This is a genomic window from Mesorhizobium sp. RCAM 05104 (assembly GCF_059683645.1).
Map to the genome: position 1 here is coordinate 6,906,696 of NZ_CM185033.1, position 23,623 is coordinate 6,930,318.

At 62.2% G+C, this 23,623-nt stretch carries 25 protein-coding genes; 18 read left to right on the plus strand and 7 right to left on the minus strand.

Annotated features, from left to right (window positions below; genetic code table 11):
• The first annotated feature begins 23 nt into the window (after positions 1 to 23).
• From AC56QP_RS33715 to AC56QP_RS33740, 6 genes are all read left to right on the plus strand, one after another.
• A complete protein-coding gene (locus tag AC56QP_RS33715; RefSeq protein WP_256752782.1) occupies positions 24 to 731 on the plus strand; it encodes a metal-dependent hydrolase in 708 nt (235 codons plus the stop codon).
• Between the two features lie 24 nt (positions 732 to 755).
• Positions 756 to 1,172, plus strand: coding sequence for a hypothetical protein (locus tag AC56QP_RS33720; RefSeq protein ID WP_489861620.1), 417 nt, complete (start codon positions 756 to 758; stop codon positions 1,170 to 1,172).
• Between the two features lie 87 nt (positions 1,173 to 1,259).
• Positions 1,260 to 1,547: an Asp-tRNA(Asn)/Glu-tRNA(Gln) amidotransferase subunit GatC gene (gatC, locus tag AC56QP_RS33725; protein ID WP_010909575.1), complete on the plus strand. Its 288-nt coding sequence runs from the start codon at positions 1,260 to 1,262 to the stop codon at positions 1,545 to 1,547.
• Between the two features lie 7 nt (positions 1,548 to 1,554).
• The gene (locus AC56QP_RS33730) at positions 1,555 to 2,010 is read left to right on the plus strand and encodes a GNAT family N-acetyltransferase (protein WP_489861619.1); all 456 of its coding nucleotides are present in this window, start codon (positions 1,555 to 1,557) and stop codon (positions 2,008 to 2,010) included.
• Positions 2,010 to 3,575 carry an amidase gene (locus AC56QP_RS33735; protein WP_489861618.1) on the plus strand — a complete coding sequence of 522 codons (1,566 nt, stop codon included), beginning with the start codon at positions 2,010 to 2,012 and terminating at the stop codon, positions 3,573 to 3,575. The genes AC56QP_RS33730 and AC56QP_RS33735 overlap by 1 nt, the downstream gene beginning before the upstream one ends.
• Positions 3,576 to 3,603: 28 nt before the next feature.
• The gene (locus tag AC56QP_RS33740; RefSeq protein WP_489861617.1) at positions 3,604 to 4,401 is read left to right on the plus strand and encodes a YdcF family protein; all 798 of its coding nucleotides are present in this window, start codon (positions 3,604 to 3,606) and stop codon (positions 4,399 to 4,401) included.
• Here the strand turns inward: AC56QP_RS33740 and AC56QP_RS33745 are convergent.
• Entirely contained in the window at positions 4,374 to 5,093 is a 720-nt protein-coding gene (locus AC56QP_RS33745; RefSeq protein ID WP_489861616.1) for a DUF599 domain-containing protein, read from the minus strand. The two genes, AC56QP_RS33740 and AC56QP_RS33745, sit on opposite strands and share 28 nt — an antisense overlap.
• Before the next feature lie 176 nt (positions 5,094 to 5,269).
• On the opposite strand from AC56QP_RS33745, the gene AC56QP_RS33750 reads away from it, so the two are divergent.
• From AC56QP_RS33750 to AC56QP_RS33760, 3 genes are all read left to right on the plus strand, one after another.
• Entirely contained in the window at positions 5,270 to 6,673 is a 1,404-nt protein-coding gene (locus AC56QP_RS33750; RefSeq protein WP_489861615.1) for an L-serine ammonia-lyase, read from the plus strand.
• 94 nt (positions 6,674 to 6,767) lie between these two features.
• The gene (locus tag AC56QP_RS33755) at positions 6,768 to 7,205 is read left to right on the plus strand and encodes a DUF1489 family protein (protein ID WP_489861614.1); all 438 of its coding nucleotides are present in this window, start codon (positions 6,768 to 6,770) and stop codon (positions 7,203 to 7,205) included.
• Positions 7,206 to 7,562: 357 nt separating this feature from the next.
• Positions 7,563 to 8,264: a DnaJ domain-containing protein gene (locus tag AC56QP_RS33760; RefSeq protein WP_489861613.1), complete on the plus strand. Its 702-nt coding sequence runs from the start codon at positions 7,563 to 7,565 to the stop codon at positions 8,262 to 8,264.
• Between the two features lie 47 nt (positions 8,265 to 8,311).
• Here the strand turns inward: AC56QP_RS33760 and AC56QP_RS33765 are convergent, their stop codons facing one another.
• Positions 8,312 to 9,736 (minus strand): SPOR domain-containing protein, encoded by a 1,425-nt coding sequence (locus AC56QP_RS33765; RefSeq protein ID WP_489861612.1) that lies wholly within the window; start codon positions 9,734 to 9,736, stop codon positions 8,312 to 8,314.
• 288 nt (positions 9,737 to 10,024) lie between these two features.
• Between AC56QP_RS33765 and AC56QP_RS33770 the strand changes: the two genes are divergently transcribed.
• From AC56QP_RS33770 to AC56QP_RS33785, 4 genes are all read left to right on the plus strand, one after another.
• Positions 10,025 to 10,354: a phasin family protein gene (locus AC56QP_RS33770; RefSeq protein ID WP_256752793.1), complete on the plus strand. Its 330-nt coding sequence runs from the start codon at positions 10,025 to 10,027 to the stop codon at positions 10,352 to 10,354.
• Between the two features lie 296 nt (positions 10,355 to 10,650).
• Positions 10,651 to 10,980, plus strand: coding sequence for an ATP-dependent Clp protease adapter ClpS (gene clpS, locus AC56QP_RS33775; protein ID WP_167364898.1), 330 nt, complete (start codon positions 10,651 to 10,653; stop codon positions 10,978 to 10,980).
• Positions 10,981 to 10,986: 6 nt separating this feature from the next.
• Entirely contained in the window at positions 10,987 to 13,455 is a 2,469-nt protein-coding gene (gene clpA, locus AC56QP_RS33780; protein ID WP_489861611.1) for an ATP-dependent Clp protease ATP-binding subunit ClpA, read from the plus strand.
• A gap of 64 nt (positions 13,456 to 13,519) precedes the next feature.
• Positions 13,520 to 14,146, plus strand: coding sequence for a chloramphenicol phosphotransferase CPT family protein (locus AC56QP_RS33785; protein WP_489861610.1), 627 nt, complete (start codon positions 13,520 to 13,522; stop codon positions 14,144 to 14,146).
• Positions 14,147 to 14,158: 12 nt separating this feature from the next.
• Here the strand turns inward: AC56QP_RS33785 and AC56QP_RS33790 are convergent, their stop codons facing one another.
• From AC56QP_RS33790 to AC56QP_RS33810, 5 genes are all read right to left on the minus strand, one after another.
• The gene (locus tag AC56QP_RS33790) at positions 14,159 to 14,584 is read right to left on the minus strand and encodes an HIT family protein (RefSeq protein WP_489861609.1); all 426 of its coding nucleotides are present in this window, start codon (positions 14,582 to 14,584) and stop codon (positions 14,159 to 14,161) included.
• Between the two features lie 63 nt (positions 14,585 to 14,647).
• Positions 14,648 to 16,321, minus strand: coding sequence for a sulfatase-like hydrolase/transferase (locus AC56QP_RS33795; protein ID WP_489861608.1), 1,674 nt, complete (start codon positions 16,319 to 16,321; stop codon positions 14,648 to 14,650).
• Between the two features lie 97 nt (positions 16,322 to 16,418).
• Entirely contained in the window at positions 16,419 to 17,633 is a 1,215-nt protein-coding gene (locus tag AC56QP_RS33800) for a GNAT family N-acetyltransferase (RefSeq protein WP_489861607.1), read from the minus strand.
• Positions 17,634 to 17,675: 42 nt separating this feature from the next.
• Entirely contained in the window at positions 17,676 to 18,419 is a 744-nt protein-coding gene (locus AC56QP_RS33805) for a glycerophosphodiester phosphodiesterase (RefSeq protein WP_489861606.1), read from the minus strand.
• Positions 18,420 to 18,433: 14 nt separating this feature from the next.
• Entirely contained in the window at positions 18,434 to 18,898 is a 465-nt protein-coding gene (locus tag AC56QP_RS33810; protein WP_489861605.1) for a RidA family protein, read from the minus strand.
• A gap of 138 nt (positions 18,899 to 19,036) precedes the next feature.
• On the opposite strand from AC56QP_RS33810, the gene AC56QP_RS33815 reads away from it, so the two are divergent.
• The 5 genes from AC56QP_RS33815 (at position 19,037) to tsf (ending at position 23,615) form a co-directional block, all read left to right on the plus strand.
• Positions 19,037 to 19,864, plus strand: a complete 828-nt coding sequence (locus AC56QP_RS33815; RefSeq protein ID WP_091574814.1) for a cell envelope integrity EipB family protein — start codon at positions 19,037 to 19,039, stop codon at positions 19,862 to 19,864.
• A 111-nt stretch (positions 19,865 to 19,975) separates the two neighbouring features.
• A complete protein-coding gene (locus AC56QP_RS33820; protein WP_489861604.1) occupies positions 19,976 to 21,274 on the plus strand; it encodes a lysophospholipid acyltransferase family protein in 1,299 nt (432 codons plus the stop codon).
• A gap of 43 nt (positions 21,275 to 21,317) precedes the next feature.
• Positions 21,318 to 21,596, plus strand: a complete 279-nt coding sequence (locus AC56QP_RS33825) for a DUF4031 domain-containing protein (protein WP_489861603.1) — start codon at positions 21,318 to 21,320, stop codon at positions 21,594 to 21,596.
• A gap of 203 nt (positions 21,597 to 21,799) precedes the next feature.
• Positions 21,800 to 22,582 (plus strand): 30S ribosomal protein S2, encoded by a 783-nt coding sequence (gene rpsB, locus AC56QP_RS33830; RefSeq protein WP_142865747.1) that lies wholly within the window; start codon positions 21,800 to 21,802, stop codon positions 22,580 to 22,582.
• 109 nt (positions 22,583 to 22,691) lie between these two features.
• The gene (gene tsf, locus AC56QP_RS33835; RefSeq protein ID WP_489861602.1) at positions 22,692 to 23,615 is read left to right on the plus strand and encodes a translation elongation factor Ts; all 924 of its coding nucleotides are present in this window, start codon (positions 22,692 to 22,694) and stop codon (positions 23,613 to 23,615) included.
• The last annotated feature ends 8 nt before the right edge of the window (positions 23,616 to 23,623 follow it).

The window sequence follows — 23,623 nt, forward strand, 5'->3', positions numbered from 1 at the left end:
GGCAAAAATCGAGGAATGCATTCATGAAACTGACCTGGTACGGCCACTCGGCCTTCCGCATCGAAACCGCTGACGCAAGGATCCTCATCGATCCCTACCTGATCGGCAATCCGTCCTGGACGGGCGGCTGGGAAGGGCCGGCAGAGGGAGTGACGCATGTGCTGCTGACGCATGGGCACAGCGACCACATCAGCGGCGCGGTGGAAGTGCTCGGCAAGAGCGGCGCCCAGTTGGTCGCCAATTTCGAGATCTGCATGTATCTGGTCGGCAAGGGCGTCAGCGACAAGAAGATCAACCCCGGCAATATTGGCGGCACCGTCGATTGTGGAGGCTTCACCACCACATTCGTCCAGGCGCTGCACTCATCCTCGTTTCCGGGCGAGGGCGGCCAGAACACCTATCTCGGCAATCCGGGCGGCCTTGTCCTGCATTTCCCGGAAGACAGGACGCTCTATCACATGGGCGACACCGACATCTTTTCCGACATGGCGCTGATCAACGAGTTGCACGAACCGAAGATCGGCATCGTGCCGATCGGCGACCGCTTCACCATGGGTGGCGCGGTGGCAGCACTTGCCTGCCGCCGCTTCTTCAAGTTCGAGACGGTCGTCCCTTGTCACTTCGGCACGTTTCCGATGATCGATCCAACCGCCGAGAAATTCGAGGCAGGCCTGGAAGGATCCGGTGTGAAAGTGGCATTGCCTGACATCGGCGAGACGATCACACTTTAGAAACAGCGAAAGCGGAATGAAACCATGGCCTTGAGGCAATCTCTTTGCGTGTCCGTGTTTGTCGCGGCGTCGCCCGCGCTCGCCGCGGACGACTTCATCGACGGAGTTTATCTTCAGTCCGAGGAGCTTTGCGCACAGGCCAAAAAGGATACGCTGCAGACGCTGATCGACGCCGGCAACATCGTGCTTTCGGCACACGGCCTGCAAGGCGTCGAATACAATTGCGAGTTCGTGCAGATCAGCAAGGCGACACGTTCGCCAAGCTGGGCGGTGACGGCGATCTGCCAGGAACCGGGATATGTCTTTCCGGATGTCCTCTCGGTGACGCGGATGAGCCCGACGCAGCTCGATCTCGTGTCGGTCCGGCCCATCGACGACGAAAGCGAGGCAAGCGGCAACAGCGGCAGCTACTATCTGTGCGAGGGCATGGTACTGCCGTGAGGTCATTCGCCCGATCGTTGGCAGCGCATGTTGCGCACCGCGCGCCGCGCCGCTATAGCCCGAACTGGTTTTCCCCGAGGCAAGAAAATGTCCGTTGATCTTCAAACAGTGAAGCGCGTTGCGCGTCTCGCCCGTATCGCGGTGAGCGAGGAAGATGCCGAACGCATGACCGGCGAGCTGAACGCCATTCTGGGCTTCGTCGAGCAGTTGAACGAGGTCGATGTTTCCGGCGTCGAGCCGATGACCTCGGTGACGCCGATGGAGATGAAGAAGCGCCAGGACGTCGTCACCGATGGCAACAAGGCGGCGGATATCGTCGCCAACGCACCGGCGACCGAAGAGAATTTCTTCCTCGTGCCAAAGGTCGTGGAGTAGCGGGCCGATGGCAATCGAGATCGCCATCGAAACACCGCTGCAGGACGACGTGCGTGGCCTGGTCGAGGAACTCAACGAAACGTTGCTCGAACTGACGCCGCCGGAGCACTGCTACCACATGACGGTCGAGCAGATGGCCGGTGAGGATACGACCGTTTTCATAGCCCGCGACAATGGCCTGGCCATCGGCTGCGGTGCGCTGAAGCGCCACGATGGCGCCGTCGGCGAGGTCAAGCGGATGTACACGCGGCCTTCGCATCGCGGACGCAAGATCGGCGCCAGGATCGTCGAGCGGGTCGAGGCGCTGGCGCGCGACGAGGGCCTGAAGCGCCTGGTGCTGGAGACCGGCGATCGTCATCCCGCCGCCTGGGCCGTCTACGAACGTGCCGGATTTTCGCGCTGCGGCCCGGTACTGGATTATCCCGATTCCGAGTGGTCGGTTTTTTACGAAAAGAGCCTTTGATGAGCGAACTGACCCAGCTGACGATCTCCCAGGCCCGCGCCAGGTTGCGCGACAAGGAAATTACCGCGACCGAGATCACCGAGGCCTATCTCGCGGCCATCGATCGCGCCAATCCGGCGCTCAATGCCTATGTCTCGGTCACCGGCGACAAGGCGCGCGACATGGCCAAGGCCTCCGACGCCAGGCTGGTCAAGGGCGAGGGCGGGGCGCTGGAAGGCATTCCGCTCGGCATCAAGGACCTGTTCGGCACTGAAGGCGTCCACACCCAGGCCTGCAGCCATGTGCTCGACGGCTTCAAGCCGCGCTATGAATCGACCGTCACCGCCAATCTGTGGGCCGACGGCGCGGTCATGCTGGGCAAGCTCAATATGGACGAATTCGCCATGGGCTCGTCCAACGAGACTTCCTATTACGGGCCGGTCATCAACCCGTGGCGGCGATCGCGACTCGACACGGTGGTGATGCCGACAACGCATCAGGGCGACGGCGGCTTCGTCTCCGCCGGCGGCACCAAGACCGCGCGAACCCTGGACAATGCGCAGCTGGTGCCGGGCGGTTCTTCCGGCGGTTCGGCGACCGCTGTCTCGGCCTTTCTGTGCGCCGGCGCCACGGCGACGGATACCGGCGGCTCGATCCGCCAGCCTGCCGCCTTCACCGGCACGGTCGGCATCAAGCCGACCTATGGCCGCTGCTCGCGCTGGGGCATCGTCGCCTTCGCCTCGTCGCTCGACCAGGCCGGACCGATCGCCCGCGACGTGCGCGACGCCGCGATCTTGCTCAAGTCGATGGCATCCGTCGATGCGAAGGACACGACATCGGTCGACAGGCCGGTGCCGGAATACGAGGCAGCGATCGGCAAGCCGATCAAGGGTATGAAGGTCGGCATTCCCAAGGAATACCGCGTCGACGGCATGCCCGAAGAGATCGAGGCGCTGTGGCAGAAGGGTATTGCCTGGCTGAAGGATGCCGGCGCCGAGATAGTCGACATCTCCCTGCCGCATACCAAATATGCGCTGCCGGCCTATTACATCGTGGCGCCTGCCGAGGCTTCGTCCAACCTCGCCCGCTATGATGGCGTCCGCTACGGGTTGCGCGTGCCGGGCAAGGACATCGTCGACATGTACGAGAAGACCCGCGCCGCCGGTTTCGGCCGCGAGGTCAAGCGCCGCATCATGATCGGTACCTACGTGCTGTCGGCCGGCTATTACGACGCTTACTATCTGCAAGCGCAGAAGGTGCGCAATCTGATCAAGCGGGACTTCGAGAATGTCTTCGCCGCTGGCGTCGACGTCATCCTGACCCCCGCAACACCGTCAGCCGCCTTCGGCATCGCCGACGAGGATATGGCCGCCGATCCGGTCAAGATGTACCTCAACGACATCTTCACTGTCACCGTGAACATGGCGGGCCTGCCGGGCATCGCCGTGCCCGCCGGGCTCGACGCCAAGGGGTTGCCGCTCGGCCTGCAGTTGATCGGCCGGCCTTTCGATGAGGAAACGCTGTTCCAGACCGCTGCCGTCATCGAGCAGGCGGCCGGCACATTCCAGCCGCAGAAGTGGTGGTAGGGTCGTTTCTCATCTGACGAGGTGAGCGATGTTCTTCTATCTGTCCAAGATCTTCTGGTTCTTCATCCAACCGCTCAACCTGACGATCTTCCTGCTGCTGGCGGGGCTGATCGCCGCCATGATCGGCTGGCGGCGGCTGGCCGCCACCGGCAGCGTGCTGGCGTTTCTGATCCTTGCGCTCTCAGCCTGGACGTCGCTCGGTGCGATGATGCTCAATCCACTCGAGGAGCGTTTTCCACGACCGCCGCTGCCGCAAAAGGTCGACGGCATCGTAGTGCTCGGCGGCGGGTTTGAGGGCGGGATCAATTTGGTCCGCGGCGGCTATGAATTGAGCAGCAGCGGCGATCGCATGGTCGAAGCCGCAATCCTCGCCCGGCGCTTCCCGCAGGCTAAGGTGGTTGTATCAGGCGGAAACGGCTCGCTTTTCCTCGATGGCGAGGGAGACGCCGACACCGCGTCCCGACTGCTCGTCCCGCTGGGTGTATCGGCCGATCGTCTTGTCCTCGAGGACAAGTCCCGCAACACCTATGAAAATGCGGTCTTCAGCCGCAAACTTGTCGAACAGAAGCCAGGCGAGACCTGGCTTCTGGTGACGTCCGCCTTCCATATGCCACGGGCCAAGGCGCTGTTCGATAAGGCTGGCTTTCCAACCGTCCCATGGCCGGTCGACTACCGAACCTCAGGCAAGGAAGGTGTTGGCTTGTTTCGCGACAATGCGGCCGATTCAGTAGAGAATACGACCATGGCAGTTCGCGAATGGATCGGGCTTTTCGCCTATTGGCTTTCCGGCCGCATCGATCAGCCTTTTCCAGCGCCAGGCGGCTGACCGATCACGGCGCGCCGCGCCGCCGAGAAGAACTGGCGCCGTACCAGGACCGCCAGCAGCAGGAGCGTCGACAGCACGAACACCGCCGGGTCGACGAACCAGCCGAGATAGCCGATCGAGAAGAACACGCCACGCAGGCCGGAATTGAAATGCTTGCCGGCGAGCATGTTCATCTGCGCCGCACGCCACACCGCTGTTTCGGTGACCGGGTTGCGCGAGGCTTCGCCGTGCGGGATCGGCACGGCACCGATCAGGATCGTGCAATAGTTGAACAGCCGGTAGGCCCAGCCGAATTTGAAGAAGGAAAACGCAAGGATCAGCACCAGTCCGAACACCTTTATCTGAAAGGCCGCGCGCGATGGCGCGCCGCCCAGGGGCAGCGTGCTGAGCACTTCGAGAACCCGGTCGGACGCACCGAGCAAGGCAAAGCAGCCGCCGAGCGCGATCAGCGAGCTGGAGGCGAAGAACGCGGTTCCCTGCTGCAGGCCGCTCATGATGGCGGTGTCGACGATGCGGATCTCCCGCTCGGCCATGGTGCGCATCCAGGCTTCGCGTTGCGCATTCATCGCCGTCGTCAGCGATACGCGGCTAACCAGCTTGCCGTCGGAGGCAAGCGTGTGCAGCACCCACACAGCGAGGAAGAAAGCCAGCGCCGCGAGATCGGCAGTCGAAAGGTTGAGGGAATCGCCCATGGGCTGAATTTATCACATTCAGCGCGATCGCTTCGATGACCGGCATGTAGCGATCGACAACCAATGTCGCTGCCGGAGCAAACAAGGTCGGCAGGTGCTGCGCCGCGATTTCCAAAAGAGCGGAAACATCGTGGGAATTCCTATATGTAGTCCTCGACGTGACTCCAGGAGACAACGTGTTCCTTTCGGTTTTCGACCTGTTCAAGATCGGCATCGGTCCATCGAGCTCGCACACGATGGGGCCGATGACGGCCGCGGCGCGGTTTCTCGATGAAGTCGCTGGAGATGACTGGCCGCGTCCGGCCGGCGTGAATGTCGACCGACTCGCCGCCAGTTTGCATGGATCGCTCGCCTATACCGGCATCGGCCACGGCAGTGACCGAGCCGTCATTCTCGGCCTTGCCGGCCTGACGCCGCAGACTGCCGATCCCGATCAGGCTGACGGCATTGCCAACCGTATCACCGCCGAGAAGCGCATTTCTCCACCCGGCCACCCTTCCTACCGTTTCGACCCGGCCACCGATCTGGTGCTGGACCGCAAGACGCCGCTCACCGGCCACGCCAACGGCATGGCTTTCTATGCCTATGACGCCGGCGACCGCCTGCTGCTCAAGCGCATCTACTATTCGATCGGCGGCGGCTTCGTGGTTTCTGAAGAAGAACTGCAGCGGATCAAGGCCAAGGGGTCGGTGACGACCGAAGGCAAGAAAGTGCCGTATCCTTTCAAGAATGCAGTCGAGATGCTGGCGATGGCTGGCAAAAGCGGGCTTTCGATCGCCGACATGAAGCGCGTCAACGAGGAGACACAGATGTCGCGCGAGGAGCTTGATGCCGGCCTCGACGGCATCTGGAGCGCCATGAAGGGCTGCATCGAACGCGGCCTGTCGCAGGACGGCATCATGCCGGGCGGGCTGAAGGTGCGTCGGCGCGCAAGAATGCTGCACGACAAGCTGCAGGAGCAGTGGCAGCAGAACAAACCCAATCCCTTGCTCGCCAATGACTGGCTGTCGATTTATGCGATGGCCGTCAATGAGGAGAACGCCGCCGGTGGGCGCGTGGTCACCGCCCCGACCAATGGTGCCGCCGGCACGCTGCCGGCGGTTCTGCGCTACTGGCTGCATTTCCATCCCGAGGCCGACCAGCCGAGCATCCGCGACTTCCTGCTGACGGCGGCGGCCGTCGGCGGCATCATCAAGACCAATGCCTCGATCTCGGGCGCCGAGGTCGGCTGCCAGGGCGAAGTCGGGTCCGCGTCGGCGATGGCCGCCGCCGGTCTGTGCGCCGTCATGGGCGGCACGCCTGAACAGGTCGAGAACGCCGCCGAGATTGCGCTTGAACATCATCTCGGCATGACCTGCGATCCGGTCGGCGGGCTTGTCCAGGTGCCGTGCATCGAGCGCAATGCGCTGGGCGCGGTCAAGGCGGTGACGGCCGCGTCATTGGCCATCAAGGGCGACGGCGTCCATTTCGTGCCGCTCGACGCGGCAATCGAAACGATGCGCCAGACCGGCCTCGACATGAACGAGAAGTACAAGGAAACCAGCCTTGGCGGGCTCGCCGTCAACGTTGTGGAGTGCTGAGAGTCCTCTGTGAGGCTTGCTATCCGTGGATTGGCACTGTGGAGAAGTCCGACAGGCCGTTGACGCGTCGGCGTCCCGGACTAAACCTTAGCGGATGGCTCTCAACATTCTAAAACTCTGTGTCGGCTGCGACAGCGTCGAGGATCTCGAAGAGTGGATCGCCTTTCGCCTCGACGAGCGGCAACGCGCCGGGGAGCCGGCGGAACACTGGCACACAACACGCATGGTGCCGACGCGCGGTGCCGAGATTACCGATGGCGGTTCGCTCTACTGGGTGATCAAGGGCAATGTGCAATGCCGCCAGCTGATCACCGAGATCCGGCCGTTCACCGACGACGAAGGCATTGGCCGCTGTCATCTGATTCTGGATCCACAAGTCGTGCGCACCGACTGGCAGCCGCGCCGGGCCTTTCAGGGCTGGCGCTATCTGAAACCATCGGACGCACCGCTCGATCTTGGCAAGGGCAAGGCCGGGCTGATCGAGATGCCGCCGAAACTCAGGCGCGAGCTTGCCGATCTCGGCTTGCTGTAGGTCATCACGCCGAAGCGTTTGCCTGGTCCTGTTGGCGCCAGAGAGCATTCCATCCCAATGGAACCGGAATGGGCATGATCTTTTCCCGCGGTTTGCTGGCCCTCAATCTTGCTCCGCACTGGACTTGCAAGCGGCGCGACAACGCCACATCTTGAAATTCATGAGCGAGGAGAACCTGTCGAGGTCGACAAAGACCGTTGTTGCGCCGACCAAGCCTGATGGCATCGGCGGCAGGGCCGGATCGCACGGCGCTGCTGTCGTCCTATACGGGGTAGGCCATGATTCCGGCGCAGAAAAAGTGTCTAGGGAATTTGCGCGGCTGTCCAAACGGGCAGGAGATCCGCGGGGCGGTGGGAAATGTTAGGCGCAATTGTCGTTCTGGGCGCATTGCTGCTGGTGCTTCTGAGCGCAGCCACCGCGTTCCTGCGTGCGGATCCGGCGAGGCTCGCAAGCGGAATGAGAACGCTGGGGCCGATCCTGCTGGCGCTGGTGGGGGGTACCTTGCTCCTGGTCGGGCGTGAAGGGATCGGCGGTATCATCCTGTTCGCGGCAATTGCATGGTATGGCGCCACGCGCGTGAGCCGGCCGGATGCGAAGCTGGCGTCTGGAAAGCGCTCAACAGTGCGGACAGCGGCGCTCGAAATGGAGCTTGATCACGATACGGGCGGTCTCGAAGGGCTCGTCCTGGCCGGCCGCCATGACGGCAAGATTCTTGGCGCGATGGGGCAGGCTGAAATGCAGCAACTTTACCGTGAGCTCTCCGGCGATCCGGAGAGCCGGCAATTGCTAGAGACGTATCTTGACGGCAGATTTCCCGTCTGGCGCAAAAACGCTGAGACGAACGGTGGCGAAGGGCTGGGTGTTGCGCCAGGTCCGGGCGCCATGACTAAGGAGGAGGCCTACAAGGTCCTTGGTCTTGAAGCGGGGGCCGCCGCGGCGGATGTCCGCAAGGCGCACCGCCGCCTGATGCAGCGCCTGCACCCCGATATCGGCGGCACGTCTTTCCTGGCGGCGCGGATCAACGAAGCCAAGGACGTCTTGCTCTCTAATCACAACTAGTCTCCTTCGACGCAGAACTCTTTTCCGGGAGATTGTTCGACGCCGTCCTACTGCTGGACGGCGTAGCACTCGATGTTCTTCTTCTTCAAAGCCGTGCAGGCCTTCCAGGCGGCGGTCTTCGAACCAAAGCCACCGAAGCGGGCGCGGTAATAGGTGACGCCGTCCTTGTCGAAGGCGACGGTGAAGCCGGAAGCGTCGGCCAGCACCTTGGGTGCCTGCTTGGCGGTCTTGTCGAGGAAGGCCTGGGCTTCCGATTGTTTCGGCGAGGAGGCGACCTGGATGGCCCAGCCCGACGGCACCGAAGCCGTATTGACAGGGTCGACAACCGGGGTCGGCTCGGCGTAGGCGGCCACGACCTGGGCCGTGGCGACCTGAGGGGCGGAGACGATGACTGTCTTCACCTTCCTTGCTGGAACAACCGGTTTGGTTTCTTCAACCGCGGCATTGTCGTCGGACCTGTCGTCGTCCTGGGCAACGGTCGAGTCGTCGGCGACGGCTGCATCGGCGCTGGCTACCGCCACCGGCTTGTCGTCCGGCGTCGGCGCGTCGTGCTTGGGCAGCAGCACCTTGGCAAGTGCCTTGATCGGGTTGCCGCTGTCGGCCTGGGCGACCAGGGCGCCACCGCCGCGCGTCGAAGCCCTCGGCAAGTAGGTGTTGATCAGGGACGCCATCTGGTTGTCGCGGCTGCCACCGGAGGTGCCGCCCATGACCACGGCGACGAGGCGGCGATTGCCGTCGGAAACCGACGAGACCAGATTGAAGCCAGAGGCGCGGGTATAACCGGTCTTGATGCCGTCGACGCCCTTGATGCGCCCGAGCAGCCGGTTGTGACCATTGATGCGCTGGCGGCCATAGAGAAAGGACCGCTGCGAGAAGTAAGCGTAATACTGCGGGAAATGCTCCCTGAGCGCGATGCCGAGCGTCGCCATGTCGCGTGCCGTCGTGAATTGGCCGGGGTCAGGCAAGCCGTTGGCATTGCGGAACACGGTGCCGTTCATGCCCAGTTGCCGCGCCTTGGCGGTCATCATGCGGGCGAAGTTGGTTTCGTTGCCGCCGAGCATTTCGCCGAGCGCGGTTGCCGAGTCGTTCGCCGACTTGGTGACTATCGACAGGATCGCGGTGTCGACGGTGACCGAGCCGCCAGCCTTCACGCCGAGTTTGGTCGGCGCCTCGGCGGCGGCATGAGCGGAAAACACGACAGGTGAGTTGCGGCTGATCTTGCCCTTCGCCAACGCCTCGAAGGTCAGATAGAGCGTCATCATCTTGGTCAGCGAGGCCGGATAGCGCCTGCCGTCGGCATCGGCCGAATAGAGCACCTTGCCGGTCTTGGCGTCGACGACAATGGCGGCGGACCTTGCCGCCAGTGACGAGGCGGCGTCGGCAACGACGAACGTCATCGCCATGGCGACGATCATGATCGTTTTAAGGGAAAAGGTGGATTTGAAAACGATGCCCGACAACGCCTGACGCACTGACTACTTCCTTTGAATTCTCGTTGCTTCGGAGGCGGCAAAGGGATCCTGCCTCACTTCCGGCCAAGCTACCGGGGCAGCGTTACCAATCCGTTTATGGTAACCGCCGCGTTCACCATTTTCTTCGGGCTTGAAGCTCTCTTTATTCGATTTTTAGCCATTGCCTGCGCAGGCACGTCCGCAGGACCGGCGGAATATTGACTTTTGTGCGGCGCACAATATACTAGCGTGCATTGCACAAAGAGCGCCCCGAAGAAGGACGCTTCAACCGTCAAGGGAATGCGTGAAATGACCCAGACCTATGAGGACTTCAGCAAATACGGCAAAGAGTTTGCCGACACCGGATTGAAGAGCTTCGCTTCGCTCTCCAAGGGCGCGCAGGCGATCGCCACCGAGGCTGGCGAATACACCAAGAAGAGCTTCGAAGCCGGCAGCGCCGTGGTCGAGAAGATGTTTTCGGCCAAGTCGCTGGAAAAGGCGATCGAGATCCAGTCCGACTATGCCAAGCAGTCCTATGAGGCGTTCGTCGCCGAGGCCACCAAGATTGGCGACCTCTATGCCGAGCTCGCCAAGGAAGCCTACAAGCCGTTCGAATCGATTGTCGCCAAGGCGAAGTAATTTCACCCGGGCGATGTGATTTCGCCTGACGTGACCCAGACCTGGCCTTTTGGGCCCGGGGCAAGCCCGGCCGCGGAAACGTGGCCGGGTTTTTTCATGTCAATTTCCGCTCCGGGGCCCCGCGCCCCTTCACGATTGCGAAAATCGTCCAAGTTTGGCCACCTAGCCATATTGTCAGCTAAACAGAAGGGCTTAAAATCGTCCATCGAACACCTACATGTCGAACTCGCATGAGGATCTGAAAGAGGCAGGAATACGTGACGATCGGTTTGACTGCCACGAGACGCGTGGTGCGAATGCAAAACGGCGACGGCGACGGCAATGAGGCCGGCCGTGGGACGGCCGTCATTACGCGCACCAAAACCAAAACCAAGAAGCCCAGCCTTTATCGGGTCCTCATCCTCAACGACGACTACACGCCCATGGAGTTCGTGGTTCACGTGCTGGAACGTTTTTTCCAGAAGGATCGCGAAGCCGCCACACGCATCATGCTTCATGTTCACAATCATGGAGTGGGCGAGTGCGGGGTCTATACATTCGAGGTGGCCGAGACCAAAGTGTCCCAGGTCATGGATTTCGCCCGACAGAATCAGCATCCGCTGCAATGCGTGATGGAGAAGAAGTGAGGTAACATGCCGGCTTTCTCCCAAGGCCTGGAAAAGGCGCTTCACCAGGCGCTGACGCTCGCCAATGAGCGGCACCATGAATACGCAACCCTTGAACATCTGCTGCTCGCGCTCATCGACGACACCGAGGCGGCCGCCGTCATGCGCGCCTGCAATGTCGATCTCGACGAACTGAAGCACACGGTTCTCACCTATATTGACACCGAGCTCGACAATCTCGTCACCGGCTACGATGAGGATTCCAAGCCGACAGCCGGTTTCCAGCGCGTCATCCAGCGCGCGGTGATCCACGTGCAGTCGTCGGGCCGCGAGGAAGTGTCGGGCGCCAACGTGCTCGTCGCCATCTTCGCCGAGCGCGAGAGCCATGCCGCCTATTTCCTGCAGGAACAGCAGATGACCCGCTATGACGCGGTCAACTACATCTCGCACGGCATCGCCAAGCGTCCCGGTGCATCCGAGACACGCTCGCCACGTGGCGCCGATGACGAACAGGGTGGCCAGAACGGCGCCGAGCCGCAAGAGGAAGGCGGCAAGAAAAAGCAGCAGCAGGACGCGCTGACCGCATATTGCGTCAATCTCAACAACAAGGCCAAGGCCGGCAAGATCGATCCGCTGATCGGCCGCGAGTCCGAGATCAACCGCACGATCCAGGTGCTGTGCCGCCGTTCCAAGAACAACCCGCTCTATGTCGGTGATCCCGGCGTCGGCAAGACGGCGATCGCCGAGGGCCTTGCCAAGCGCATCGTCGAGGGCGACGTCCCCGAAGTGCTGCACAACGCCACCATCTTCGCGCTCGACATGGGCACGCTGTTGGCCGGTACGCGCTATCGCGGCGATTTCGAGGAACGGCTGAAGCAGGTCGTCAAGGAACTCGAGGACTATCCAGGTGCCGTGCTGTTCATCGACGAGATCCATACGGTGATCGGGGCCGGGGCGACATCGGGCGGTGCCATGGACGCATCCAACCTGCTGAAGCCGGCGCTGTCATCGGGTGCGATCCGCTGCATCGGCTCGACCACCTACAAGGAGTTCCGCCAGTTCTTCGAGAAGGACCGCGCCCTGGTGCGGCGCTTCCAGAAGATCGATGTCAACGAGCCGACCATCGAGGACGCCATCGAGATCATGAAGGGTCTGAAGCCCTACTATGAGGAGTTCCACAAGGTGAAGTTCACCAACGAGGCGATCAAGGCCTCGGTGGAACTGTCGGCCCGCTATATCAACGACCGCAAGCTGCCGGACAAGGCGATCGACGTGATTGACGAGACCGGCGCCTCGCAGATGCTGGTGCCCGAGGCCAAGCGCAAGAAGACCATCGGCATCAAGGAGATCGAGGCGACGATCGCCACCATGGCCCGTATTCCGCCGAAGACGGTTTCGGCCGACGACGAGAAGGTGCTGCAAGGCCTCGACATCGAGCTGAAGCGCGTCGTCTATGGCCAGGACACCGCGATCACCGCGCTGACCTCGGCCATCAAGCTGGCGCGTGCCGGCCTGCGCGAGCCGGAAAAGCCGATCGGCTCCTACCTGTTCTCGGGGCCAACCGGCGTCGGCAAGACCGAAGTGGCCAAGCAATTGGCCGCCTCGCTCGGCGTCGAGCTGATCCGCTTCGACATGTCGGAATACATGGAACGCCACACCGTCTCACGGCTGATCGGCGCGCCTCCCGGCTATGTCGGCTTCGACCAGGGCGGTCTTTTGACCGACGGCGTCGACCAGCATCCGCACTGCGTGCTGTTGCTGGACGAAGTCGAGAAGGCGCATCCGGACCTGTTCAACATCCTGTTGCAGGTGATGGACCACGGCAAGCTCACCGACCACAACGGCAAGCAGATCGATTTCCGCAATGTGATCCTGATCATGACCACCAATGCGGGCGCTTCCGACGCGCAGCGCGCGGCGATCGGTTTCGGTTCGACCAAGCGCGAAGGCGACGATGTCGAGGCGATCAACCGGCTGTTCACGCCGGAGTTCCGCAACCGCCTCGATGCAATCATCCCGTTCGGCTCGCTGCCGGTGCCGGTCATCCATCAGGTGGTGCAGAAGTTCGTCATGCAGCTCGAGGCCCAGCTGTCCGAGCGCGGCGTCACCTTCGACCTGTCGCCGGAAGCGATCGCCTGGCTGGCCGACAAGGGTTATGACGAGCGCATGGGGGCGCGGCCGCTTGGCCGGGTCATCCAGGAGCACATCAAGAAGCCGCTGGCTGACGAGGTGCTGTTCGGCAAGCTCAAGAAGGGTGGCACAGTGCGCGTCACCGTCGAGAAGAAGGAAACCGGCGAGACCGGGCTGAAGCTCGAATCGCTCGCCGACGAGGCACCGGTCAAGCCGAAGAAGGAAGAGCCGGAGGATGCTCCCAAGCCGCGCAAGGCCGTGGCGAAAAAGCCCGCGGCGAAGAAGCTGGTGATGCAGAAGCCTGAGCCCAAGGGCAAGGACGGCGGCAAGCGCAGCCTCGTGCCGCAACTGCCACGAAAGAACTGACCCTGACGAAAGTCGAGAAAGCCCCGGAAACGGGGCTTTTTTGTTGGGAACGACGAGGTGACGGATGGGCGGCCAGATCATCATTCTGAACGGTGCGCCGCGATCGGGAAAATCGAGCATTGTCCAAGCCATCCAGGAGAATTTCGAAGGCGTCTGGATGAATCTCGGCGTCGACGTCTACGAGCAGGCCACGCCACTGCGATATCGACCTGGCATCGGGTTGCGGCCGGGTGGCGAGCGTCCGGACCTCGAAAGCCTTGTGCCTGGGTTCTATGCAGCTCTGTACGAATCCATCGCCGCCCACAGCCGGCTGGGGCTGAATGTCGTGGTGGATGTCGACCACCACGATGCCTATTCGAGGCCCCTCGGCTGCCTTGCCGATTGCGCGCGCCGGATCATTGGCCTGCCGGTGCTGTTTGTCGGCGTTCGCTGCCCGATTGAGATCGTCATGGAAAGGCGAGCCGCCAGCGCGACAGGCAAGGGATATGTCACCGGCACGCCCCGCGACCCCGTGCCATTGCCTGTGCGCCTGTGGCAGGAAGAGGTGCACCGACCGGGCGTCTATGATCTTGAAGTCGACACTTCGCTCCTGAATCCCGAGCAGTGCGCGGAATTTATACGCCTGCGGTTGGAGCAGGGCATCGCTCGGCCAAGCGCTATCGAGCAACTGGCTGGAACTGCAATCGGTTGAAATTGTTCAGCTTTACAGCGCTGCCCGTATCTTTTCCGCATTCCGTGCCAGCACTTCGGGCTTCTCCATCCCGCCCGTGTGCGGCTTCAGCGGGATACCGTCGAAGCGCGGGATGACATGCACGTGCAGATGATAGACGGTTTGCCCCGAGGCCGGCTCATTGAACTGCAGGATGGTCACGCCATCGGCGCCGAAGGCTCCCTTCACCGCCAATGCCACTTTCTGGACCACCGTGAAAAGCGGCCCGAATGTCGACGGATCGGCGTCGAGCAGGTTGCGTGACGGCGCCTTCGGCACGACGAGCGTATGGCCCGGCCCTTGCGGCATCACGTCCATGAACGCCACCACCGCCTCGTCCTCGTAGACGCGGTGCGAAGGGATTTCGCCACGCAGGATCTTGGCGAAGATGTTGTCGGTGTCATAGGCGGTTTCGGCCATGGCGAATGCTCCGGATTGTGGTTCGCCCGGTGTAGCCGAAGCCTCCCGTGGGCGGCAAGGCAATCAGGCGAGGTCGACCATGCCGGCATCGACAAGCGTGCGGTGGAAACGCCTTTTGCGCGGCGATGCGCTTTCGAAGTAAGGGGCGGCACAGTCGTTCAACAAGGCGGCTCGCGTGGCGAACACCGGATCGAGCGGCAGCCCGGCGGCCAGCAAGGTCAGCGTCGACAGGAAGGCCGAATCGAGCACTGGCGGGGCAGGGAGATCGTCCGGCAGTGCGCCGTTGATGGGCTCGAGCGCGTAAAATGTCTCGCGCAAGGCCAGGTTGGAAGGGGGCAAGCCAGTAAGCGATGTGGTGAACGACGGCTGGTGGTCGCCATAGCGAATGATGATGGCCGGTTGGCCGTCCAGCAGGGCTTCGAGCCGTTTGCGAAAGGACGCATAAGCCGCGACGCTCTCGGCCAAGCGCACGACATATTCGCCATAGGATGCGACGCCAGTCGCGGCGACGGCCTCGCGGCGCAGTTCGGCATGGCGGTCGACCGGGAAGATGCGGCGGCGGTGGTCGCCATGGTTCATCAGTGTCGTTATCGAAAGAAAGCAAGGCCTGCCATCCGCCAAGCGACGCGAAAGCTGGTCAAGCCCATGGTCATAGAGCTGCTCGTCATGATTTTCCCGCTTCCAGCGTTCGGCATCGAACGGGGGCGGCAGGGTTTCGGCATAGCTGACATCATTGAAGCCGATCGACTTGTAGAACCGGCCGCAGCTGACGAAGGAAGGCCGGTCGCAGCTGGTATGCGACACGCCGTAGCCGATGCCGGTCAGGACGGAGGGAAGCGCATGCCGCACGCGCCCGCTCAGAAGATGGAAGACGAAACGGCTGTCGTTGCCGAAAGACAGCGAGGAAAGGCCCGTCAGCACCGAAAACTCCGTCTGCAGAGTGCTGCCGCCAAAGACGTCGACATGCAGCGTTCCACAGAGGCCGTCCGGCGGTGTGAAGAACGGCTCGAATGCCTGATTGACGGGTATGCCGAGCCGTCGCGGGTCGAATGTTGATTCATGCATGATCATGACGATATGCGGCGGTTTCTCATTCGCCGACCGTCTTGCCGCCACTGGCGGCAAGAGCGGCAGTGGGTCCGGATCGATGTCGACAAAGCCTGGCCGCCGCGACGGACCCGCACCAAACCATGAGGCGACAAAGGCGGAGAGATGAACCCGGTCGTCGGTCAGGTGGTGGAAGCGAAACCGCTTCAACCCTCCACTCACCCAGAAGACGCACAGATAAGCAATCGCCGTCGCTCCGAACAACGCAAGCCGCTGTGGCAACGGCATTGCCGGCTCTGCAAACGTCGACGCCAGAACAACGATCAGGGCGAGGATCGCGATCATGCCGGCGAGGGCGGGAATTACCATGCGCGCGTGGTCGGCCAGAACAGTGCGAAAACTGCTTGCCGCGAGATGATAGATATCGCCGGCCAGAAAATTGAAACCGAGATGATGATATTTCAGTTTGGAAACGATGCCGATCGCCGCGGTCAACATCAACGCAGCCCACAAGGCGACGATGTTGCCTGGAAAAACGAGATGCGCGAGGCCAAAGAGAAGGAAGAAGGTTGCAAAGCCCAGGGGCCATGCCGAGCGCTTGCCTTCCAGCCAGGCAACCAGCAACGACGCGGCCACGAGTCCCGCCGCACCGAGCCATTGCCCGACACCCAGAGATGCCAAACCCTGCATGCTTCCCCCGTGGGTGCCTGAGCACCCATGCCCGAGCTTGGCTTAGCGGATTCCGGTTGGACGGTAAACAGCGGCGGTGGTCACGCCGAAAGGCCTGTTATTCCTCCAGGTCTTTGCGAAACGGGGTGTGCTCTCCCAGATACTCGCCCATCCGTTCCACCTCGCGCCGTTCGCGCTTGAGATAGTCGGCAACGGCGGTGCGCAAGCCGGGATGGGCGATGTAGTGCGCGGAATGCATGGTCACCGGCCGGTAGCCGCGCGCCAGCTTGTGTTCGCCCTGCGCGCCCGCCTCGACCACCTTCAGCTTGCGCGCGATGGCGAAGTCGATCGCCTGATGGTAGCAGACCTCGAAATGCAGGAAGGGGTGGTCCTCGATGCAGCCCCAGTTGCGGCCATAGAGGGCGTCGGAGCCGATGAAATTGATGGCGCCGGCAACATAGCGCCCGTTGCGCCGGGCCATGACCAGCAGGATGTCGTCGGCCATGCGTTCGCCGATCAGCGAGAAGAACTGGCGGTTGAGATAGGGCCGGCCCCATTTGCGGCTGCCGGTGTCCATGTAGAAGGCGAAGAAGTCGTCCCAGGCCTTTTCGGTGAGGTCCTTGCCGGTCAGCCAGTCGATCGAGATGCCGTCGGCTAGCGCCTCGCGTCTTTCCTTCTTCATCGCCTTGCGCTTGCGGGAAGCCAGGGTGGCGAGGAAATCGTCGTAGGTTGAAAAGCCTTCGTTGAAGAAGTGGAACTGCTGGTCGGTGCGATGCAGGAAACCTGCCGCTTCCAGCACCTCCACGTCGCTCTCCTGCGCGAAGGTGACATGCGCGGACGAGACGCCAAGCTTGTCCGTGACCGCCTTCAACCCGGCAGCCAGCCCGGCCTTGACGGTGCCGATATCCTCACCCCTGGTGACCAGCAGGCGAGGGCCGGTGACCGGCGTGAACGGCACCGAGCATTGCAGTTTGGGATAGTAGCGACCGCCGGCGCGCTCGAAGGCATCCGACCAGCCATGATCGAACACATATTCGCCCTGGCTGTGCGACTTGAGATAGCACGGGACCGCACCGAGCAACCTGCCTTGCGCGTTCTCCAGCCGCAAGTGATGACCTTGCCAGCCGGTGCGCCGCACGGCGCAACCAGACTCTTCGAGTGCACTCAGAAAAGCGAATGAAACAAGCGGGTTGTAACCGTTTTCCGTGTCGCCGCGCGTGGTAGCGCCGAAGCTGTTCCATTCCTCGCAGGTGAACGCGCCGATGCCCGCGGCGACGCGGATCGAATAGTCCGCATTTGCTGTTTGCCCGTCGCCGTCGTCGCCCTGATCCATGAGGCTTATTTAAGCTCCGCCCGGCTTGGTACAAGTCACGTTTCAGGCAACCCGACCTTGGGAAGCATTGACAAGATCGGGCTCGAATCCCTCGAACGTCATCTGGTCGGCGTATTTGAAGGTCAGGTCCACGGCCGGCTGGTCGTGCACGGTCCAGGTGATAACTGGCATGCCGAGCTTTTCACGCACAAAGCTGACGAACCGGTTCGGCAGATCACCGGCGGCATAGGAAGTGAAGGCGATCTCGTGCGCCAGCATGGCGAAATGCGCCTCGATCAGCCGATTTTCCTTGCCATAGGCGGTCAATCCGGCCGGAATGCCCGGCGCATGTTTGGAAAAATCTCGGATCAGCCAGTGATCGAACGACATGATCGCCGCTTTGCCCTTGTAGCGCTTCAGCAACTTGCCGACATGCGCCACGAGGCCCTCGTCGCGGCCGGGAACCCCTTTCAGTTCCACTACCATCGGTACGCGGCCATCAACCAGGTCGAGCGCTTCCTGCAGCGTCGGCACATGGTCAGCCGTGCCACCGACCTTCAGCGCGGCCATCTCCGCCGCGGTGCGCTGCCAGACGAAGCCGTCCTGTCCTGTCAGCCTTTGCAAGTCGCCATCATGGATGATGACGGGAACGCCGTCAGACGACAGATGCACGTCGCATTCGATGGCATAGCCGCGCTCGGTAGCCGCGGCGAAAGCGGAAAGCGTGTTTTCCCATCGCGTCTTGTTCATGTCGTGAAAGCCGCGATGGGCGACTGGCCGGGCGGTCAGCCAGGATAGGTCGGTCATGGTTGTCCCCTGGCTCATTCGACTTCGAAGATCGCTTCGATCTCCACTGCGGCATTAAGCGGCAGGGAGGCGGTGCCGACGGCGGAGCGGGCATGCCTGCCGCGCTCGCCGAGTGCCGCGACCAGGAAATCGGAGGCGCCATTGGCAACCAGATGCTGCTCGACAAAATCCGGCGTGGAGGCGACGAAGACGGTGATCTTCACCAGGCGGCGGATTTTCTCGAGGTCGCCGAGCGCGGCCTTGGCCTGGGCCAGGATGTTGATCGCGCAGTACTTTGCCGCGTCCTTGCCGGCCGCGGTGTCGACATCACGGCCAAGCAGGCCGCTCGCCTGCAGCTTGCCGTCCTTGAGTGGCAACTGCCCGGCGGTGAACAGCAGCTTGCCGGTTGTGCAATAGGGCACATAGTTGGCGGCGGGCGCGGCGGCGACAGGAAGTGTCACGCCCAGATCGCTTAGCCGCTTTTCGATTGTTTCACTCATTGGTTTTCCCTATTGCTGGAAGGCGCCGCGCTGGCCGGGCCGAAATTGCTATTTTTGCCTCGCTTCCGCCACGACTTTTTTTAAGCTGGACCATCTTTCCCTGCGGCCTGCCATCAGCCGCGACGATCGGAGCACCTCATGCGCGCAACGCGCCTTGTATTCCCTGCCGTTCTGTTGTCGGCGGTCTTCTCGATGGGCCCCGCTTTTGCCGTGCCGGCGCTGCAAGCACATCGCGCTGTCTACGACCTCACGCTCAACAAGGCTTCCGATCGCTCCGGGATAACAGGCATATCCGGCCGCATGGTCTATGAGTTCAACGGCTCGGCCTGCGAAGGCTATACGGTGAAATTCCGCTTCGTTACCCAGATCGTCACCGCTGACAACACGAGGCTGACGGACCAGCAGACGACCACTTTCGAAGATGCGGAAGGCAAGACATTCTCGTTCGTGACGAAATCCTTCGTGGACCAGAACCTCGACAAAGAGGTCAAGGGCATCGCCACGAAAGAGACAAAGGGGCTCAAGGTCGATATCGACAAGCCCGAAAAGAACAGCCTCGAGCTGGCCGCGACCCAGTTTCCGACGCAGCATCTGGTCGAACTGATCGGCAAGGCCGAGAAGGGCGAAAGCTTCTATGAAACCAACCTGTTCGACGGCTCCGAAGACGCCAACAAGGTGATGACCACCACTGTCGTGGTCGGCAAGAAAACCGATGCCGACAAGGCCGACCCGGAGGCGCCGGCGCTGGCGAAGCTAGCCACCGACAAATACTGGCCGGTCGACATCGCCTATTTCGACGGTACCGACAAGTCAGGCGAAGAGGTGCCCGAATACCGGATCAGCTTCAAGCTGCATGAGAATGGCATCACCCGCGACCTCGTCATGGACTATGGCGACTTCTCGATGACGGGAAAGCTGGTCAATCTCTCATTGTTCGACCAGTCGAAAGCCTGCCCGACGAAATAGTGCCGTGGCTGCCGCTTTTGATTAACCTCGACGCGGCGCCCGCGCGGTCAAGGACTTGAACGCGCCGCAATTGCTTCTCACCTTCGCTTTCGGATTTTGCGGGGGAGCAGCTTGAGCAGGATCGATGTCTTCGTGGCGCCGAGGCCCAATCCGGCGCTGATCAACATCATGACGTCGGTCAACCGGATCGTCATGCTGCGGGGTGTCCCGGGCTTTCGCGATATCTTGCCGTTCAACCGCCTGGCCGGGTTGCGCGGCGTCGCCAACGTCCGTCACATCGATTTTCCCGATGCCGACCTTCAGCGGCTGCGGGCCAGTTGCGGTACAGGCAAGGCCACCTTCATCACGCCCAATCATCCCGAGTTCTTCACCGACTGGATGATCGACAAGGAGATCGTGTCGCAGGTCAGCCCGCTCGCGGCGTCCTGGGCGACGAACGGTGTCGTCAACGGTCTCGGCCGGCTGATGCAGAAATTCTGGCTGGCCAACAATCTGATCGCCCAGATACCCGGTAACAGCGCCGCCGCCAGGGAACACTCGGTGGCTTGGGCCGTGAAAGGACATGGCGTGCTCCTGCATCCCGAAGGCGGTGTCGGCTGGCACGGCCATGTCGTTGCGCCGTTGCTGCCGGGTGCCGTGGAAATGGGGCTCGAAGCTCTCAGGCAGGGGCGGGCGGCTGATCCGAATTTCAAGGTCTGGATCGCACCGGTCGTCTGGAAGCTCGCTTTCACCGGGAATGTGGAGCGGGCGCTGGCCAAGGAGTGCGCCTATGTCGAGCGAAGTCTGAAAATCGAGCGCAACCCCGCCGACACGCTGCCGCAGCGCGTCCACCATATCTATTCGATACTGCTGGCCCGCGATGAGGCCGCCTGGGCCATGCCATCGGACGAAAGCGCACCCTATGCAGAGCGCCAGCAGGCGTTGTTGATCGAGCTGGGCCGTCGGCTTGGCGAAACCATCTCATTCGACGCTGCCAACACCACCATCACCGAGCTTCTGCGGCGGTCGCGCCGCTGGCAGCGCGAAAACGCCGGCGATGTCGAAAGGCAGAAGCAGGTTGGCGCGCTGGCCGACACGATCCAGAGGCTGCAACGCGTCGGGTCCTGGGCCTCGGCCGATCCGCGCATCACCCAGGAGGAGATCGCCGAACATCTGAAGCGGATTCGCAACGACTATTGCTTGGGCGGACTGCGCGACACGATGAACCGGTTCATTCCGCAGCCGGCCGGGCCGCGCTGCGCCCATATCAGGGTGCCCGATCCACTCGGCCTGCATGCCTATGTCGGCTCGGTCGAGGATGCGGTCGCCGAGTTGCATCGGCGTATGCAGGAAACAGTGACCAGCACGATGGTGGAGGTCGAGGCCTGCCGCGGCTTCATTTTCTATCCGAATCCCTTCTATCATCGCTAGGCGGGTTCCGACCGGCGCGAAATGAAGGAATGCGGCGAGCCTCATGGCGGTCTATGTCGACGCGGCGATCTGGAAATGGGTTGGTCATCGCTGGTGCCATCTGCTGGCCGACGACACCGACGAGTTGCATCGCTTCGCCGCGGAGCTTGGCGTCAAGCGCTCATCCTATCAGGGACCACCCAAGACATCGGCGCCGCATTATGACATAACCGGCTTCGAGCGCGACCGTGCGGTGCGGCTCGGCGCCATCGAATGCAGCCGCGAGGAGATCGTCGCGATCTTCAGGCGGGTGAGGGTGCCGAACGGCAAGGTAAGGCGCTGACGACAGGGCGCGGATCGTCGCACGCCTGACCACGGAAGCCGCCCGACTTGCGTTTGTCGCGCATCCCCTCTATATGCGCGCTCATTCCACACACGGACTTTGGTGTCTGCCCGGGAGAAATCCGGCTGAAACCTCCGGTGGCGTTCGAGGACAAAGTCCAACAATGCCTGTGTCCGTGGAGGCTAACCGGAAAGGAAATAAGAATGGCTCTGCCTGATTTCAGCATGCGCCAGCTTTTGGAAGCTGGCATTCACTTCGGCCACCAGACCCACCGCTGGAACCCGAAGATGGCGCCCTACATCTATGGCGCTCGCAACAACATCCACATCATCGACCTCTCGCAGACGGTGCCTTTGCTGCACCAGGCGTTGAAGCAGGTTTCCGACACCGTCGCCAAGGGCGGCCGCGTGCTGTTCGTCGGCACCAAGCGCCAGGCATCCGACATTGTCGCCGATGCCGCACAGCGTTCGGCCCAGTATTATGTCAACTCCCGCTGGCTCGGCGGCATGCTGACCAACTGGAAGACGATCTCGAATTCGATCCAGCGCCTGCGCAAGCTCGACGAGATGCTGGCCGGCGAGGCCCAGGGCCTGACCAAGAAGGAGCGCCTGAACCTCGATCGCGAGCGCGAGAAGCTCGACAAGGCGCTCGGCGGCATCAAGGACATGGGCTCGACGCCCGACCTGATGTTCGTGATCGACACCAACAAGGAAGCGATCGCCATCCTCGAGGCCAAGCGTCTCGGCATCCCGGTGGTCGCCATCATCGATTCGAACTGCGATCCGGACAAGATCGACTTCCCGATCCCCGGCAATGACGACGCGGCCCGCGCCATCCAGCTCTATTGCGACCTTATCGCCAAGGCCGCGATCGACGGCATCGCTCGCCAGCAGGGCGCGCTCGGCGTCGATATCGGCGCTTCGGTCGAAGCTCCGGTCGAGCCGGCGCTCGATCCGACCCCGGCGGCCGAGACCCCGGAAGCCTAATAATCGAAGGCCGGTTGCGGCCTTCATCTTTCTCATATTCTGGCACGCTAAACAGACGCATCATCGAGTACCGATGGTGCGTCGGTGCATTTAAAACAAAGAGGCGACAATGAGCATTTCGGCTGCACAGGTCAAAGAACTCCGCGACTTGACCGGCGCGGGCATGATGGATTGCAAGGCGGCACTGAACGAGACCAACGGCAATATGGAAGAGGCCGTTGACTGGCTGCGCAAGAAGGGCATTTCGAAGGCCGACAAGAAGGCTGGTCGCACCGCGGCCGAGGGCCTGATCGGCGTCGATTCCGGTGTGCGCGAGGCTGCCGTCGTCGAAGTCAATTCCGAGACCGACTTCGTTGCGCGCAATGCCGCGTTCCAGGAGATCGTCGCCAATGTGGCCAAGGTCGCGCTCGCCTATGGCGGCAAGACCGAAGCGGTCGCGGTAGCCAAATATCCGGGTTCGGACAAATCGGTCGCCGACACCATCAAGGACGCCGTCGGCACCATCGGCGAAAACATGGGCTTCCGCCGTTCGGCCAAGCTCACCGTTCCGCATGGTGCGGTCGCTACCTACGTCCACAATGCGGTTGCCGACGGCCTCGGCAAGCTCGGCGTGCTGGTCGCGATCGAGACGACTGGCGACGCGCATGCGGCCAACGCCTTTGCGCGCCAGGTTGCCATGCATGTCGCCGCCACCAGCCCGATGGCGTTGACCACGGAAGAGCTCGACCCGGCGGCTATCGAGCGCGAGAAGGCCATCTTCTCCGATCAGGCGCGCCAGTCCGGCAAGCCGGAAGCGATCATCGAGAAGATGGTCGAAGGCCGTCTGCGCAAGTTCTACGAGGAAGTCGTTCTGCTGAAGCAGGCTTTCGTGCTCAATCCCGACATCACCGTCGAGAAGGCGCTGAAGGATGCCGAGAAGGACATCGGCGCGCCCGCTAAAATTACCGCTTACCTGCGCTTTGCGCTCGGCGAGGGCATCGAGAAGGAAGAGACCGATTTCGCAGCGGAAGTCGCGGCGGCGGTCAAGAAGTAAGGTTGCCT